This is a genomic window from uncultured Jatrophihabitans sp., from assembly GCF_964244045.1.
In the GTDB taxonomy this organism is placed as follows: Bacteria; Actinomycetota; Actinomycetes; order Mycobacteriales; family Jatrophihabitantaceae; genus Jatrophihabitans.
The window spans coordinates 39,724-57,046 of the sequence record NZ_CAXTHK010000023.1; the positions used below are offsets into that span (position 1 = coordinate 39,724).

Annotated in this window: 13 protein-coding genes; 4 read left to right on the forward strand and 9 right to left on the reverse strand. The window is 68.5% G+C overall.

Annotated elements, in window-relative coordinates; genetic code table 11:
- Nucleotides 1-48 precede the first annotated feature (48 nt).
- Nucleotides 49-486 carry a hypothetical protein gene (locus tag ACFFC4_RS16090; protein ID WP_375502670.1) on the forward strand — a complete coding sequence of 146 codons (438 nt, stop codon included), beginning with the start codon at nt 49-51 and terminating at the stop codon, nt 484-486.
- 566 nt (nt 487-1,052) lie between these two features.
- Here ACFFC4_RS16090 and ACFFC4_RS16095 read toward each other — a convergent pair.
- Entirely contained in the window at nt 1,053-1,445 is a 393-nt protein-coding gene (locus ACFFC4_RS16095) for a hypothetical protein (RefSeq protein WP_375502672.1), read from the reverse strand.
- A gap of 349 nt (nt 1,446-1,794) precedes the next feature.
- Between ACFFC4_RS16095 and mobF the strand changes: the two genes are divergently transcribed.
- The 3 genes from mobF (at nt 1,795) to ACFFC4_RS16110 (ending at nt 10,770) form a co-directional block, all read left to right on the forward strand.
- Nucleotides 1,795-7,905 (forward strand): MobF family relaxase, encoded by a 6,111-nt coding sequence (gene mobF / locus ACFFC4_RS16100; RefSeq protein WP_375502726.1) that lies wholly within the window; start codon nt 1,795-1,797, stop codon nt 7,903-7,905.
- Between the two features lie 204 nt (nt 7,906-8,109).
- On the forward strand, nt 8,110-9,159 hold the full coding sequence (locus ACFFC4_RS16105; RefSeq protein WP_375502674.1) for a DUF3644 domain-containing protein: 1,050 nt from the start codon (nt 8,110-8,112) through the stop codon (nt 9,157-9,159).
- 342 nt (nt 9,160-9,501) lie between these two features.
- Nucleotides 9,502-10,770, forward strand: a complete 1,269-nt coding sequence (locus ACFFC4_RS16110; protein WP_375502676.1) for a diadenylate cyclase — start codon at nt 9,502-9,504, stop codon at nt 10,768-10,770.
- 155 nt (nt 10,771-10,925) lie between these two features.
- Here the strand turns inward: ACFFC4_RS16110 and ACFFC4_RS16115 are convergent, their stop codons facing one another.
- The 8 genes from ACFFC4_RS16115 to ACFFC4_RS16150 all read right to left on the reverse strand — a co-directional run bounded on the left by ACFFC4_RS16115 (nt 10,926) and on the right by ACFFC4_RS16150 (nt 17,322).
- Nucleotides 10,926-11,279, reverse strand: coding sequence for a hypothetical protein (locus ACFFC4_RS16115; protein ID WP_375502678.1), 354 nt, complete (start codon nt 11,277-11,279; stop codon nt 10,926-10,928).
- A 229-nt stretch (nt 11,280-11,508) separates the two neighbouring features.
- On the reverse strand, nt 11,509-12,075 hold the full coding sequence (locus ACFFC4_RS16120) for a hypothetical protein (protein ID WP_375502680.1): 567 nt from the start codon (nt 12,073-12,075) through the stop codon (nt 11,509-11,511).
- Nucleotides 12,072-13,601 carry a type IV secretory system conjugative DNA transfer family protein gene (locus tag ACFFC4_RS16125; RefSeq protein ID WP_375502682.1) on the reverse strand — a complete coding sequence of 510 codons (1,530 nt, stop codon included), beginning with the start codon at nt 13,599-13,601 and terminating at the stop codon, nt 12,072-12,074. The genes ACFFC4_RS16120 and ACFFC4_RS16125 overlap by 4 nt, the downstream gene beginning before the upstream one ends.
- Before the next feature lie 6 nt (nt 13,602-13,607).
- The gene (locus ACFFC4_RS16130; RefSeq protein ID WP_375502684.1) at nt 13,608-14,906 is read right to left on the reverse strand and encodes a hypothetical protein; all 1,299 of its coding nucleotides are present in this window, start codon (nt 14,904-14,906) and stop codon (nt 13,608-13,610) included.
- Entirely contained in the window at nt 14,906-15,238 is a 333-nt protein-coding gene (locus ACFFC4_RS16135; protein ID WP_375502686.1) for a hypothetical protein, read from the reverse strand. The genes ACFFC4_RS16130 and ACFFC4_RS16135 overlap by 1 nt, the downstream gene beginning before the upstream one ends.
- Nucleotides 15,239-15,295: 57 nt before the next feature.
- Nucleotides 15,296-15,826, reverse strand: a complete 531-nt coding sequence (locus ACFFC4_RS16140; RefSeq protein WP_375502688.1) for a conjugal transfer protein — start codon at nt 15,824-15,826, stop codon at nt 15,296-15,298.
- The gene (locus tag ACFFC4_RS16145) at nt 15,823-16,134 is read right to left on the reverse strand and encodes a hypothetical protein (protein ID WP_375502690.1); all 312 of its coding nucleotides are present in this window, start codon (nt 16,132-16,134) and stop codon (nt 15,823-15,825) included. Before ACFFC4_RS16145 ends, ACFFC4_RS16140 begins: the two co-directional genes overlap by 4 nt.
- Nucleotides 16,135-16,164: 30 nt before the next feature.
- Nucleotides 16,165-17,322, reverse strand: coding sequence for a C40 family peptidase (locus ACFFC4_RS16150; protein WP_375502692.1), 1,158 nt, complete (start codon nt 17,320-17,322; stop codon nt 16,165-16,167).
- Nucleotide 17,323: the final 1 nt, after the last annotated feature.

Consider the following 17,323-nt stretch of genomic DNA (forward strand, 5'->3'; position numbering starts at 1 on the left):
GCCATTTGGCGCCGACACGCGACGCCCCAACCAAGGAAGCACCGTCCTATGAGCAGCAGTCTCGACCGCATTGACCTGACCGCCACTGCGATGACACCGTCCTCGGCGCTCGATATCGCCGGGCAGGCCGTTCGTTCTTTCAATCACCGAACCAACACAAGGTTCTCCGACTCCCGCAACGGCTGGAACCACGTGCCAGATGTTTATCGATGCCTGGGGGAACTGACGTACCTCACGGGCGGTTTGCGCCAGGCGATCTGGCACATGACCGAAGCCATGCAAGCTCAACTCGAGACCGGTCACGTCGGTGCCGACTCAGGCTCGCAGTACGACGGCCAACCCGAGGCGGCCATCGCCGCAGCCTGCGGAGCGCTGAGTCACGCTCGGACCGCACTATCGAGGTTGTACGCCGAGCTCGACTTGGCACAGGCGGCCATCAGCCGCATTCACTACAGCGGCCCTGATCTGGATGGCGGCAACACGTAAGCGAGAGCCGATGCACACTTGCAGACACGCGCGACCGGCAGACGTCGATACCGTCGCCGTTCGCAGCAGCGACACGCAGCGCGTCTTCGCTGACGTCCCGAGCCACTGCGGTCGACCAACTTGCGTCGATTTCCTCGTCGAGACCCACAGCGCTCTGTTCGCGCCGCACCTCGTCGCGCGGCGCCCGCGAAGGGCCTCGAGCGCCGCGCAGCGGGGCGTCGATCGTGTGGCGTCGCATCACCTTACTGCTGCCGGTAGCGCCACGGACTGGACGTGTCCACGTGCCCGGACCCGATCCGCTGTTACAGCGGGTTGTCACATTGATACCCGAGCACCGGCAACTGATCGAGGCATCCACCCCATGGCAGACGGCTTGGCCGAATCGACGCGCGATCATCACGAGATCGCGCTGTCGATGATCCGAACCAAGTGACGCCCATGGCCACGCCCACTCACGCCGAAGTCCAACTCGCCCAGAAGGACCTGGCGACCGCCCGGATCTTGGACCGGTAGCGGGCGACGGTTCCTCGACGGTCACCGCCGCACGCACGAGCCGTAGGGTCGACTCAGCCAGTCTGGCGCGCCGCACTGTCGCTCCCGCTCGCGTCCGGGAGCGCGGTCACCGACCCGACCTGCTTCGACCCGCCGGCGGTCTCGGACTCCGTCGGCGCCGCCTTCATCAACCGGCGCACCTCGGTGACGTCGAGATCGAGCAGTGCGGCCGCACGCTCGACGCTCACGTCCTCGGCCAGCATCTTGCGCAGCGACTCCCCGACCTCGGCCTGCGCGGCCTCCAGCGCCCGCTCGGCGTCCTCGCGCACCTGCAGCGCGACCAGCGTCGAGGCCGTCGCCTCCTCGATCCGCTTGTCCTGCTCCCCGCGCGCCCGGTCCAACTCCCGGCGCCGGTCACTCGCCAGCTTCAGCGCGCTCTGCTTGGTCAACACGTTCCTGCCCGCCATGCCTTCACTCCTTAGTTGGTCTGACTTGGAGGCCCGATCGTCACACCGCCTTATGACACGTCGTTCCCAGTCCGACCGCGCCTCCGGTCACCGCGCGACTCGACGGATCTCGTCGCTCGACCCCTGACCGGGCCTCGTCGTCCCGCTCGCTCGACCAGCCGACGTCACCGCCGAGCCCGCAGTCACGTTCCCACCGTCCAGGCCGCCGCCAGCCAGCCCACTCACGAACCGTTGACAGCTCACATCGACCCCAAGACATGACACACCTCTTGCACCTAGGTCGGAAATGCCCGAGTTGTCTGTTTCATGCGGGAGCGGTGGCAGAGGGCGACGCGACAGTCGATCCGTGATGACCGTTCACAAGCTCACCGCCGGCGACGGATACACGTATCTGACGCGCCAGGTGGCTGCGAACGACGCTACGAATCGCGGCTACGACAACCTCGGCGCCTACTACGAGGCCAAGGGCGAAAGCCCGGGCGTGTGGATGGGAACGGGCTTGGTCACCGTGCCAAACTTTCACCCACAAGACGGGGTGACCGAGGCGCAGATGGTCGCGCTGTTCGGCGAGGGACGGCACCCCAACGCCGTCGAAATCGAGCGCGCGGCGCTCGCGGCCCGCAAGAACCCGTGGCAGGTCAAGCAGTCCAGCATGCTCGGATCGCCCTATCGGATCCACGAGCAGGCGAACATGTTCAACCGCCGCTCGGCGGGGGCCTATCGCGACTACAACACCGCCCTTGGGCTGCACACTGACACCCCGGTCCCGGCCGAGGAACGGTCCCGGATGCGGACCGAGCTGGCCGCTCAGATGTTCGTCGAGACGTTTGGCCGCCCCCCGGTCGATGCCCGTGAACTGTCGGGGCACTTGGCCCGGATCTCCCGGCAGGCCACGACCGCGGTCGCCGGGTACGACCTGTCCTTCTCGCCGGTCAAGAGCGTGTCGACGCTGTGGGCCGTCGCTCCGCGTGAGGTTGCGCAGGTCATCGAGCAGGCTCATCACGACGCGGTCAAAGACACCGTGACGTGGCTCGAGGACAACGCCACCTATACCCGCCGAGGCAAGAACGGCGTCGCCCAAGTCGAGGTCCACGGCCTCATCGCCGCGGCGTTCACCCACCGCGACTCCCGCGCCGGCGACCCCGACCTGCACACCCACGTCGCCATCAGCAACAAGGTCCAGGCCCTCGACGGCAAGTGGCTCGCCCTGGACGGGCGGCCCATCTTCAAGAACGGCGTCGCCGCCTCCGAGCGGTACAACACACGCCTCGAGGCACTGCTGATCCACCGGCTCGGGGTGCAGTTCGCCGACCGGCCCGGCGACAACCCGACGAAGCGGCCAGTCCGGGAGATCGTCGGCGTCGACGGCCCACTGCCCCGGCACTGGTCCTCGCGGCGGGCCGCGATCGACGTGCGGCGCGCGGTGCTGGCGGCGACATTCCAGGCCGACCACGGTCGACCACCGACCCCGCAAGAGGCGATCGCGCTGGCCGGGCGGGCGAACAAGGAGACCCGCCCGGCCAAGCACGAACCCCGCTCCTACGCCGAACAGCGCGCCACCTGGCGCACCGAAGCGGTGGCGGTGTTAGGCGGTGAGACCGGTCTGCGGGACTACGTCCGCAGCGCGCTGGAGCGCCGCAACACCCGCCGCGACGCCCAACGCCTCAGCCCCGCCTGGGTCGAGCAGACCGCGGAGAAGGTCCTGACCGTCGTGCAGAGCGGGCGGGCGACCTGGCAGGCCAATCATGTCCGCGCCGAAGCCGAACGGCAGGCCCGCAGCGCCGGTGTCCGCCTCGCCGACCTCGACCGGGCCATCGACGCGGTCGTCACCGCGGCGCTCGACCCAGGCCGTTCACTACCGCTCGGGCACACCGAGCAGCGCGCCGACGAGGTGGCAGTGCCGGCGAAACTGCGGCGCAGCGACGGCAGTTCGGTCTACACCGTCGCCGGGTCCCGGATGTACACCTCAGCCCAGGTCATCGCCGCCGAGGAAGCGATCGTGGCCGCCGCTGCGCGCCGCGACGGACGGACCGTCACCGCCGAGATCGTGGACATAGCGCTGCTGGAATCGGCGGCGAACGGCGTCGAACTGAACCCCGGCCAGGTGCAGATGGTCCGCGAGCTCGCGACCTCCGGAGCCCGCGTGCAGCTCGCGCTCGCTCCCGCCGGCACCGGCAAGACCACCGCCATGCGGGTCCTGTCGCGGGCCTGGACCAGCACCCAATCCGACGGCACACCGGGCGGCACCAACGCCGGCAACGTCGTCGGCCTGGCCCCCTCCGCAGCCGCGGCCGCGGTGCTGCGCGAGGAGATCGGTACCGACACCGACACCCTGGCCAAGCTGATCCACGCGTTGGAGACCGGCATCAACGTCCCCGAGTGGGTCAATGCGATCGGACTGCAAACCCTCGTGGTCATCGACGAGGCCGGTATGGCCGGCACCATCGACCTGGCCAAGGCTATCGACTACGTCATCGACCGCGGCGGCTCAATACGCCTGATCGGCGACGATCAGCAGCTCGCCGCGATCGGCGCCGGCGGCGTGCTGCGTGACGTCGCGACCACGCACGGAGCGGTCACGCTCTCGCAGGTCATGCGGTTCACCCACCCCGACACCGGCGCCCCGAACCACGCCGAAGGAGCCGCCTCGCTCGCGCTGCGCGACGGCGACACCGCCGCGATCTCCTACTACATCGACAACGGCCGAGTGCACGTCGGCGACATCACCACCGTCACCGACGACGCCTATGCCGCCTGGTCATCCGACCGGGCCGCCGGCCACGACGCCATCATGCTGGCCCCCACCCGTGACCTGGTCGCCGAACTCAACGACCGCGCTCGGCGCGACCGTCTCGACGTCGCCGACGCCCCGCCCGGGCGCGAGGTGCGCCTGGTCGACGGCTCACACGCCTCGGCCGGCGACGCGATCATCACCCGCCGGAACAACCGCAAGCTCGCCATCACCGCCACCGACTGGGTCAAGAACGGCGACCGGTGGAGCGTCGACGGCGTTTGCGGCACCGGCGCGTTAGACGTCACCCACCTGCGCACCGGACGACACATCACCCTGCCCGCCGACTACGTCGCCGAGAACGTCAGCCTCGGCTACGCCTCCACCGTGCACGGCGCCCAGGGCATCACCGCAGACGCCAGCTACACCGTGGCCACCGGCGATGAGTCCCGCCAACTGCTCTACGTGGCCATGACCCGCGGCCGGCATAGCAACCACGTCTTCCTCACCACCGCTGGCGACGGCGACGAGCACTCGGTCATCACCCGCGACGCCCTGCTGCCCCCGACCGCCGTCGACATCCTCACCCGCGTCCTGATCCGCGACGGCGCGCCGGTGTCGGCCAGCAGCGCGCAACGCGCCGCGACTGACCCCGCAACCCGACTCGGAGTCGCCGCCGACCAGTACTACGACGCGCTCGGCTTCGCCGCCGCCGACCACCTCGGCCCGGCCCGGATGGCCGCGATCGACACCGCCGCCGACACCGTGCTGCCCGGCCTGACCCAGCTCGAGGCCTACCCCGCGCTGCGCTCCCACCTCGCGCTGATGGCCGTCGACGGGCACAACCCCGCCACCGTTCTGCGTGACGCGATCGCCACCGGCCAACGCAACGGACGAGGCCTGGACGACGCCCGCGATATCGCCGCGGTGCTCGACTGGCGACTCGATCCGACCGGGTGCCGCTCCACCGGCGCGGGCCCGCTGCCGTGGCTGCCCGCCGTGCCCGCCGCCCTGCACGACAGCCCCGAGTGGGGCCGCTACCTCACCCACAACGCCGACACCGTGACCGCCACCGCCGCGGCGGTCGCCACCCGGGCCAGCGAGTGGACACCGACCAGCGCCCCGCAGTGGGCCGCGCCGATCATCGACAGACTCCGAATCTCGGACCCCGACCTGGTCGCCGAGCTCGCCGTCTGGCGCGCCGCCAACAACGTCGACGACGCGGACCGCCGACCCACCGGACAACCCCTACCCGCGGCCGCCGACGCCCGCGCACAACGCCGCCTCGACGAATGCGTCACCCGCCTGCTCGGCGACCCGACAACGGCCACCGGACGCTGGACCACCCTCGCGCACAGCGTCGACGAACGCATCACCGCCGACCCGTACTGGCCCACCCTCGCCGACCGCCTCACCGTCGCCGACCGCGCCGGCATCGACATCACCAAGCTCGTCCGCGCCGTCGGCGCCGAATCCCCGCTGCCCGACGAGCAGCCCGCCGCCGCCCTGTGGTGGCGACTGTCGCGCCACCTCACCCCCGCCGCGATGACCGCCACCGACCACTCCGTGTCCGAAACGCTGCGCCCGGAGTGGACACCGCTGCTCGCCGACGTGGTCGGCGCGCCCGCCGCCGACCGCATCCAGGCCGACCCCGCCTGGCCCGCGCTGGTCGCCGCCGTCACCCACGCCGGACGCGACGGCTGGCAGCCCGAGCAGCTACTCACCACCGCCCACGACCTACTGCGCAGCGGCCAACCCGACGACGAACCACTGCGCCCCGACGAACTGGCGACCGCCCTGGTTTGGAGGATCGGCATGCTCACTGACACCGCACCCGCCGCACCCGAGGACTACCTGCAATCCGAGGCCGGCGCCCCGATGCCGCCCGTCGCCGACACCGACCTCGAGCTGCTCGGTACCCCCGACGTCGCCCTCGACGAGGACTGGCTGGCCAGCCTCGTCGAACCCGACGTCGACCCGCTCGCCGACGAGCACGACGAACGGCCGACCCCCGTCGCGACGCCACAGACCGCCGAAGGCGGTGCTGCAACCGATCGCAGCGACCCCTTCGGCTGGCTACCCGCACACGACTACCCCACCGACGAGCACATCAACGCCGCGCTCGACGAGGCCTACACGTGGGACACCGCGGTCGTCCCCCGCGCCCGCATCGTCGAGCTCAACACCCAAGCCGTCGAGTTCTTCACTGCCCGCTACCCCGACTCGTGGGCATCGGACTACCTCACAGACCGGCTCGGCACCGACCTTGCCGACGACGACCGGTTCCGCGTCGGCTACGCCCCCGACAGCTGGACCGCGCTCACCACCCACCTGCGCCGCCACGGCGCGACGGATGAGGAGATCGTCGGCACCGGACTGGGCAGCTACGCCTCCACCGGCCGCGTCATCGACCGCTTCCGCGACCGGCTCGTCGTCCCGATTCAAGCAGCCGGCCCCGACGGCGAGACCGAGATCCACGGCTTCATCGGTCGCCGCAACCCCGCCAAGACCGACGACGACAACGCCGGACCGAAGTACCTCAACACCTCCGAGACAGACCTGTTCACCAAGGGCCACGAGCTCTACGGGCTCGCGGAGAACACCGAGGCCCTCGCCGCCGGCGCCACCCCGGTGCTGGTCGAGGGACCGATAGACGCCCTCGCCGTCACCCTGGCCGGCAACGGCGCGTACGTCGGCGTCGCTCCCTTGGGCACCGCGTTCACCGACATTCAAGCCGACGCGCTGCGCCCCTACATCGGCACCGACCGGCCCGGCGTCATCGTGGCCACCGACGCCGACCGGGCCGGACAGCACGCCGCGCACCGCGCGTTCTGGCAGCTCACCGCCCGCGGCGACACCCCACGCCACCTGCGCGTCGACGACGGCAAGGACCCCGCCGAGATGCTGCAGACCCACGGCCCCGACGCGCTCAGGACCGGCCTCGAGGCGGCCGGCCCGCTGGCCGACACCGTCATCGACGCCCGCACCGCCCCGTGGGCCGACCGCCTGGACACCGTCGAAGGCCGCGTCTACACCGCCCGCGCCGCCGCCCAGGTCGTCGCCGCGCTGCCCGCCTCCACCTGGCCCGCGTACCTGACCTGCATTGTCGCGCGCACCGACATCGCCCACCAGACCGCGATCGAGGAACTGTTCGACGCCCACACCGCCTGGTCGGCCGACCCACCCACCGCAGCCAAGCGGCACCTGGCCGAACGCCTAGACCCCACGACCACCCCGACCGACACCGTCAGCACCTCCGCGACTTCGACCCCGCCGGCGCCGCCGCCTGCAGCGCAGCGGTGGGCGGCACTGGCCGACAGCCTCGTTCCCGACCTCAGCAGCGACCCCGGCTGGCCCGCGCTTGCCGCCAGCCTCGACCGGGCTGCGCAGACCGGATACGACATCACCGTCCAACTGCCCGTGCTCATCGGCGACCGGCCGCTGCCCAAAGACCACACCGCCCGCAGCCTTGAGCTGCGCCTGGCCAACGCCCACCCGGACTCGATCACCCCGCTCAGCGCGGCGACCCGACGCGCCGCGCAACGAGACGCCGACGCTGCGACTCGCGTCCGCCGGACCGAAGTCGACCTTCACACGAGGCCCGCCTCTTCCTCGACTCCGAGCACATCTGAGGCGACGCCGGACCCGGCAAGGCCCGCCGCAGACACCTCCCGCACCACACAGCGGCCTCAACCGGCACCCGATCCGCGACGCAGCCCAAACCTCTAACAGGCGCCGAAGAAAGCAGGCGAACCCGGACTGGTGAAGCACCCCCGGCGGACGCCGTATGGCGCACGCGCGCGGGGCTTTACACGGGGCGGGTCCTACGGGGGGCCGACACCCTCATGAGAAGACGAAGGGCGGCGTGTTGGCCGGGTCCGAAGGAGGGTCCGCTGACGGGCGAATGCAAGCCTGACTTCTTAGACTGCAGCGGTGAAGAAGGAGACTCGCCTACTCAAAGACAAGTCGCTAAACTCGCTCACCCTCAGCATCGAGCACTTTAACCGGCCGTGGGACCAGGGCCGCACAGACGCAGTCCTGATGTTCATGGACCACTCGTTCGAAATGTTCCTCAAAGCAGCAATCCTCCACCGCAACGGCAAGATTCGCGAGCGCGGCGAGAAGAACACGATTGGCTTTGACGCTTGCGTCCGACGGGCACTCTCGACATCAGGGGTGAGGTTCCTGACGGAGGAGCAGGCGCTGACGCTCCAAGCGATCAACGGACTCCGGGACGCCGCGCAGCACCACCTGGTCGACATCAGCGAGGGCCACCTTTACCTGCAGGCGCAGTCCGGCGTCACGCTGCACCGTGACCTGCTCAAGTCGGTCTTCGGTGAAGATCTGCACGAGTTGCTGCCTGCGCGGGTCATGCCAATCGCCACGGTGGCGCCCGCGGACCCCATCAGCCTGTTCACGGAGGAGATCGACGAGGTCGCACGGCTGCTCAGCCCTCTCAAACGGCGGCACACTGAAGCGCTGGCTCGCCTGCGGGCCCTGTCCATCGTCGACGGCGCGCTGCAGGGTCAGCGACTTCAGCCAAGCGAAACCGACCTGCGGAAGCTCGGCACGAAGATCTCTGACGGAGACACGAATATCGACTCGCTGTTTCCCGGAATTGCCGGGGTGGCCTTCGACAGCCAGGGAGTGGGAACCGACGTTGCGCTCCGCATCACCAAGCGGGAGGGCGTTCCCGTCAATCTGGTTCAAGAGGGCACCGCGGACGCCAGCGTCGTGGGCGTCAAGCGAGTAAACGAGTTGGACTTCTACAACTTGCGATACGCCGACCTTGGCGACAAACTTGGGATCACGACAAACCAAGTCACGGCCCTCATCGCGCTGCTCGACATCAAGACCGACGAGGACTGCTGCAAGCGGATCATCCACACTTGGTGCTACTCGCAGAAGGCCATCGAGAAGATGCGGTTTGCCCTGCGGGAGAAGTCGCCCGTCGAGTGGTGGCAGGCGTACCGAGATCGGTGACCGGCTAAGCAACGATGTACTCGTGCAGATGGTGGGGTGAGGCAGCCTTCGGAAGGAATACTGCTGTCGCGTTGAGGGTCCACTCTGACCGTGAACTGCCGGCACCACAAGATCGACGCGGGGCCAACCCTGGCTGGCCTGTGCCCGGTGCGCAGCCCCCTCGCGGGCACATTGACGGACTGCACCATCCCTTCACGTCAAGCTCAAGCGCGCTCTTCTGGCTCCGATGTATGCGCACCGCGCGCGACTATGCCGATAAGCGCGGGCTTTCCCCACCCGCGCGCTGCCGCCTCACTACCTGCGGTGTTAACGTGAACTCGGCCCCGGTGGCATGCTCGCGTAGTGACGATATATAAAGCCGGCAAGGTTTCGGACAGACGGGATCGCCTGCGCGATGAGCTTCGCGAGGCGAACGCTGCGCTGCTCGAACTGGAACACGTTCGCACCGGCGGCGATCGGAGCAATGCAGCCATTTCCGCTCACCTAGCCATCCGCGACCGCCTCGAAGAGGTCTTGCTGGAGGAAGTGCTCTACGCGCGGTATACGCCGGTTCACGAGCGACGCCGGTCCACCTACGGTGCAATAGTGTTCGAGAGCGGCCCGCCGGAAGACATGGCCGACACGCTCCACCTCGTTCCCCTTGGCCCTGGTGCTGCCCTCGAGGATTTGCGTTCATTGGCCAACGGCATGACGTCATTTGTCGTGCGTACGCTTGACACCACCCTCGGCATTGGTCTGGTCCCAGCCCCTGCTCGCGAACAGACGCTTGTGGATCTCGCGATCAACCTCAACTGTGATGTCGTGCAGCGGCACCCGTCGGGAGCCGTCCGGGTTTTCGGGCGAGAACGGTTGTTGATCCACGAGTTCGACACTTGGCGCCGCGCCCCGTATGGGCACACCCGCTGGCTTTCGCTCGGTGAGTCTGTCGCCGCCGACTCCCGAACAGCCGGGGCGGTCGTAGATCTCGCAATGCACGTCCTGTCGGCCCAGCAAGTCGGCGCCACATTGGTGTTGATGCTCCGCGGCACCACTTCCGATCTCGGCCCGCGACTGAGTAGCGCACCGCGCGCGCTGCCGGTCGACCTGAACGTTACCAACGTAGAACACGCACAACTCCTGGCCACCGCTCTCGCTGCAGTCGACGGTGCTTGTCTTATCGAGACGGATGGCGCGGTGTCCGGTATTGAGGCCATGTTCATGCCGACTGACAAGGCGAAGAAAGCAATCAACCTTCCCAAGCGAGGCGCTCGGCACCACTCAGCAGCCCGGCTATCCTTCGACGTCCCAGAAGCTTTGGCCTTCGTCGTCAGTGCTGACGGAGCGGTGTCGGTCTTCAGCGACGGACGAAGCATTCTTAATCTCGACCCATTCCGGAGTGAGGCTGATTCAATGGCTAAGCTCGCCGGCCGCGAAAATGCGGACAAGATCAGCGAAGGAATCGCACGTCTTTCATGTCCCGCGTGTGGCAAGCGGCTCGTCGTCACCGTCACAACAATCGATGGATGGAAGGATCGCGAGACGCTCGACTGTCCGGTGTGCGAAACGAACGCTATATACGCAAAGAACTGCTGGGAAATTAGCGCGCGGGTGCTCAAGCCATGGGAGGCGTAGTCGCAATCCGAATCGCGACTTGCTCGTCACGCCGCCGCGCACGGGACGTTCGACACACCAACACTCGTCTCCGCCCTGTCGCGCTCATAGCCGCGATGAGCGCGCGTCCGGACACGGATCCATTCACGGGAGCACCCTGGACGTGACTCGAGCAGTCAAGGCGCCGCGACGTACTCGTCGACTACACGGATCAGACCGACGATGTTGTCGTTGAATGTCTCCAGTTCCTCGGCAGGAATCCAGTACTCGAGGATCGTCGCGCCGCCAACCTGGTGTACGTCGAACCCATCCAAGTAGTCCCGGCGGACCTCGAACTCGGTGACGTAGCCCGCACCGTCGGCCTTGACGTTCCAGTCGCTGGCGATCCGCACGGCATAGTCCCGGTTCAGCACGGGGTAGAAGATCGGCTGCTCGGGCAGCCGCGGCGGCCACCGCGTCCAATAGGCCGCGCGCAGCAACGCCAGTTCGGCCGGACCGACGGGTCGCCAAAGGGTGGTCGTGGCGCTCATCGTGTCAGCGTGATGCTTCGAGGCGGCAGACGCGAACGCATTCCCAGTCTCTCGGGTGTAACACACGTAGCCGATGAACTGCTCGTCCCGGCCGTGGCCGACCAGCACCCAGTACCTCGACGGCACGTCGAGCACTCCGGACTCGGCGATGCGGTAGCCAGTGGGCGCTCGTCGCGTCGTCGCGACAAGAGCACAGCACGTTGCAGTGCGATCATGATGGTTCTTTGAATCAGCCGCGCCGGCCAGCGAGGATCGGGGTAGGGGCGTTAGGTCGATGGGTGTCGGCGTGGAACGCGCGTTGCCGATCGTCATTGGCCATCGCTGCGATGTAGGAGTGGTAGCGGGACTCAGCCGGCCACTGAACGTGCTCCCCGGTGCGGCACTTGCTCTCGCCGAGACGACCGGTCATCCGATCGCAGAACATTGGGAATGTGTAGCGGTGCCAGTCCTCGACGGCCTCCGGGCCGGTGGATGCCTCGGCGGTCCAGCGCAGGAAGGCGAGCACCGCGAGCTCGCGAGCGATGTGGGCGTGGTGCGGCCAGCACGGCGGGATCATCTGCGCCGGACGCCAGGCGTACTCGTGGTTGATCCATGCGGCGACGTCGTCGCACCAGCCCCATACATCTTCGCGCAGGTCGGCCGGGCACGTGGCCGGAATCCACGGGCGCGGCACGTCGTAAGCGATCCCGGCTTCCTCGATCTCTCCGGGGTCGCCGCGACGCAAGATCGCTAGCATGTCCAAGACACGGGTCACTGAGCCGGGCGGTGCCGGGAACCGGGTCGAAATGATGGTCACCAGGACCACCCCCTCGTCGACGTGGGGTCGTCGGCCGTGTCGTCATCGAGTTGGCCGTAGGTGGCTGACGGAGCGAGCCGGTTGTCGCGGGCGTAGGCAAGCGCGGCGGCAGTGCGTTGATCGACGTCGAAGACCTTCGTCCGGGCGCCGGTGACACGGGCCCGAGCCGTCTCGAGGTCGGCTTTTAGCTGCTGGCCGTCTTTACCGTCGAAGCAGCGGCGCAGCTTGGCGATGATCGGCGGGGCGTTGCCCGCGATCACCAACGCATGCTTTTCCTGGATGCGGCGGATGTCGCCCGGGCGCAATACCCGCACGTCCTCACCGGAGCGGGACGTGCCGATGCCGCCCGGGCCGTCGGAGACTGTCTGGCGGCTGATGCGCACGTCGTCGATCAGCTCGGACAACTCCCGGTAGAACTGGACGTCCTTGCCGCCGCCGAAGATCACCAGGTTGTTTGTCAAGCCAAACAAGCTGAGTGCCTCGTCCTCACCGTAGGCCACGACCATCTGTTTCCACGTCTGGCTGGCGTAAATGAAGCTCAGTCCTAGCGCGCGTTCGTTGGCCATTCGCACCCGCAGCGTCGGCAACGGAGTGGTCGAGGGCAGCTCGTCCAGGCACGCGAGGAAGCACGGCGTCATTCGCCCGTGCGGCGCGTTAGTTGCGATGCACAGCGCCGTGTCGAGCACGTGTTCGGCGATCGCCGTCATCAACGGTGCCGCAGAGGCGTAGGGATCTTCTCGGCCGAGCAAATAGATGGTGCCTTGCTTGGCCATCAGGTCGGCGATGTCGGTCGCCGGACGACCCCGCGACGGGATGCAGCGGGCGCGGATTTCGGGCTGGAAGAACAGTGCCATTGCCTGTTGAACCGTAGTGACGGTGTTGCCGACGGTGTCGGCCGAGCCATGCAGCGCGCCGGCGAGCAACCCGTCCCAGAACTTCGCCGCGTGCGGGTGCTGGCGCAGGATCTCGGCCGGTTGTTCGGCCGCGACCGGGTTGGCGATCCACTCCAGGATGTGGTCGAGATTGCGGCCGGTCAACGCAGCCGCGTGCAAAAACCCCTGCACCACCTTTGCCGTCTCGGCGGCGTAGAACCGGGCAGCGCCGTCCTGACGTCCACCGGTGACCGCGCCGGTGACTGTCCCGGCGGCGAAGGCCTTCGCCCGCTTCTCGGCGACCTTGGGGTCGACGCACCCGGCGATCGGGTCCCACACGAACTCCGGCATCCCCGGGGCCGCGCCAAACGGGTCTAGCACGGCGATCGGGCGCGGTAACCCACCCTCCGTCAGCGGCCGTTGCCGCCGCCCAGCGGTCAGCAGCAGGTCGTCCACCTTCGTCAACGTCGCCATGCCCGCGCCGCGGTGCGCGAGTAGCGCCGGCGCTAGCACGTCGAGTGTCTTACCGGAGCCCTGCTCGCCGTAGACGCCGGTGGTGCGGTCGTAGCGCGACCACAGCTCGATCCCGCGCGGCGACTGGGATCGGCCGACGCGCCAGCCGACATCGGTGGGGTTGAAACGTTTGCGAGTCATGGCCGTTCACCGCCCACGTGACGGAGACGGAGGTTCACTGGCAACGGCACGCAAGCGCCGGTAGGTGTCGTGCTGAGCGGCGAGCACAGTATTTCCGTGTGCGTGGTCAGCGAGTTTGGCTTGATGGACGGCGACCAGCCGCCTCGGCGGCGTGACCGGTCCGCGCGCAGTAGCACGTGAGACGTCGGCCGCGGCCACGACAGCGAGCGTGTGGACGTCGGTCAGTGCGGCTATCGTCTCGGCGAGGTCGGCACCGTCGGCTCGCACAAGGTGGGTCATGCGGACGATGCCACCTTGCCGATACCGATGCAGGTGCATGTCTGCGCGATCTTCTCGCGGGGGCAGGTCGCGATCGGAGGCCAGCAACATGCCGCCGTCGGCCCACTGCTGCACCGTGCGCGACAGATTTATGGCCAAGGTCGGCAGGTGTTGCGCGGCCGCTGCGATCTCGGCCTGTTGACGCCCGGGCAGGCCGCTGGCGTGGAATCCGATCGTGGTCATTGCGTGCACGCGTTCGGCTACTTGGACGACGGGGGGCATGTAGTCCTGGGGTCGGCGGGTGCCGTCGTTGAAGGGTCGGAGTTCGACTCGGACGGCACGCCACGCCTTTGCGGCGTCGAGCGCGCGCGCGCCGGCCACCGGGGTTGTCGACCCCACCAATTCGGCTGCTCGAACCGCCAGCTGTTCCGCTGCGAGAGTGACCGCGAGCGTCTGCCCAATCGTGAGTGGCTCGCTCTCGGGTCGCGTGGCCCGCACCAGGTCGGCGACGGCGTTCAGCACACCTTCTGCCCATATCGGTTCGGCTACTGCTTGGCCTGGAATGGGGGCGTCCAAGATGACGCTGCCACTCCCGGTCGGTGGATCCAGGGCTGCGTCGCGTGCGATTTGCTGCGCCGCGGAGTGGATAAGCCGCAGGCTTTCCTGGTCGGCCGGATGGGTCGGTGGGTTGAATTGATCGACCTTCGCCAGCGTCAATGCGGTGTCGGCGTAGGCCACGGCCAGGGCCCATCGTGATTGGCGGGTCAGCGATTCCCGCAGCGTGGTCACGGCGTCGCCGGCCGCACCGGACAGCTCGGCCAGTCGGCTGTCCGCAGCGCGGGCGGCTGGGCGCAGCGCCTGACACGCGACGGCGAGCATGCTCACGTGATCCTCGTGCAGCGAGCCGACGGCCTCGGTGAGCCCGTCCACTCGTAGTGCGGACAGGGTGCGTCCGAGCCGCGCGAGGGCGGCGCCGCGCTCAGCTCGGCTGGCGTCGGCGGCCCGGGCATTGACCATGTCGAGCAGGTCGCCAATCGACGTTGCCATCACGTGGCCTGAAGAAGAGCGCGGCGGGCGTGCGCGCACCCGGTCAGGACACGATGATCAGCGAACGCGTGCTGGGGCAAGTCCGCGAGGACGGTGAGCGCGGCGCGGATCAGCGTCTCGGCGTCGTGGCCCGCCGCGGGCTGCGCGGTGACCGGTGGTTCGGCGAGAACTTCGACCGCAGCGAGACACGCCAGCTGGGCTCCAGCCGTGCTGGATGCTATAAGGATGTCGGTGTCGTCCAGGGTGTGCACGGCGAGCAGAAGCAGACCAGCGGCGCGGGCGCAGGCTGACGTCACCGGGTCCGCGGGCGGGTCGAACGGTCCGTGGCTCATGAGGTGCTCCTCGATTCTGGATTGGGATGTGCGTGGAATCGTGCGCCTGCTCGCTGGTCATGCGTCTCGTTTCGGACCAAGATGTGGACGGCGCCAGACACGTGATGGGCTCGGCTGCAAACCCGCTCTGGGGTAGCGGTCGGGTCGGATGATCTCTTGGGCGGCGCGCAGTTGGCTGACGCCCAGCACCAGGTCGGCCTCACTGCGGGTTGCCATCCCGCTGCGAGCGTCGTTCGGGCGCCGGTAGCGGCTGACCAACACTCCGATAGCGACGGCGAGCATGATCACGATCAGCTCGCAGCCAGCGATGCAGCCATAGACCGCACCGGGTGAGGCGACCAGCTCGAGCTGTGTCAGCGGCAAGCCCTGGCCCGGATGCCCGGCCAACACCCCGCCGATTACGTGTCCGATCGTGTCGGAGCCGTGCGGCCAGACCCAGCCGCCGCCAAACAGGGCCGACGCTAAGCCGAGCCCGGCGAGGGCGGCCAGACCCAGTCCCAGCAGCGCGCCTCCGATCGCCGCGGCGGCGATCTCCCAGCCTTGGCTGACCGGCTGCGGGTCTCGGCGTCGTTGGTAGGGCGCGGTCATCGCGGCGGCCCCGATCGGCGATAGCGGACCGCCTGCTGGATGTGGCGAGCAGCCGCCCAACCCAGCCGCAGGACGCACACGAACGCCGCGAACAGCAGCAGCGAGGCCATGGCGTCGCTGTGTCGGCTGGCCGCCAGCGCCACGGAGTATCCGCAGATCAGAGCCAGCAGCGGCAGCAGCTTGTCCAGGAGTGACACCGTCGGTGGGGTGGCGATCCACTCGTGGGGTATCTCGACCGGCCGCGCCCACAATTCCCGCGGGATAACTAGCGGCCGGGTGTCTTCCTCGGGGGTGGTTCTGGTGCGCATGGTCTCTCCAGTCGTGTGCGTGCGAGGTGCTCAGGCGATGTGGCGGACGTTGGTGATCTCGCCGGACCACTCGGTGGCTTCGGTGAGCTCGACCGGAACGCCGGTCATCGGGGCTTGGATGATGAACAGGTGCCGGCCGTCCTTCTCGTCGACGTAGCCGGCGACCATGCCCACATGTCCGGGGTTCGCAGCGGTGCCGTCCGAGCCGGGGATCATCACCAGGTCGCCTCCGACGGCCTGGCTCAGGTCGGTGGGCTCGGCGGCGCCGTTGGCGGTCTGCCCGGCCGCCAAGTGCGGCAAGGCGACACCGGCCGCCGCCCAGGCGGCCATCGTCAACCCGCTGCAGTCAAAGGCGTTCGGTCCTGCGGCGCCGAATACGTAGGGCTTGCCGAGCTGCTGCAGTGCGAACTTCACGGCCAGGTAGCCCTTGGCCGATCCGCTGATCACTAAACCGGCGGGGATCGTGGTCGTACCAGCGACGTTATTGCTGTGTGGGCCGACGATCTTGCCCGCTAGGTCACCGCCGGGGATCGCTCCCCCGCCGCCCGCACAGATCGCCGGACCGGACCCGGTCGCCGGCGTCGACGCGGTCGATGCGCTGCCGCGGCTCGGTGAACCGGCCGGCGCAGGCCCGGCCGCCGCGACCCCGGCGGACCAGAACTGACCGACGAGCTGCTGGGCCAGAACCGCATTTGGCTGGTACCGCTCGGGGTGCTTGGAGATCTGGACTGTCTGCGCGTCGACGCCGACGGTGTTGGTCTGCCAGTTCGAGACCTTCACCAGCCGGTCCAGGAACGCGCCCGTCGCCTTGACCGGGTCCATGGCCACGGCCTCGGTGTAGACCGACACCCGCTGCTGGAACAGCCCCTCGGAGTCGTGGTCGGACTGGGTCGGGGAGTTGTGCAGCGTCGACTCGGTGTAGGCGGTTGCTTCGGCCACGACGGCCGCGAACGCGGGCAGGTGACGGCCAGCGGTCACGGACACGATGGTCTGGGCGTTGGCCATCTGCTCGGCGTCGAGGTTGACGGTTCCGATGGTCTGCGCGGTCCCCCCGCCCGCGCACGCGCTCGAGTTGGGCGAGGCGTTCGCGCCGCCACCGGCCATCACCATCAGCACCGCCGACATCGCGATGATCGGCAGAACCGCCACCCCGATAGCGAGCTTCGCCCCGCCGCCCTGGTCACTCATC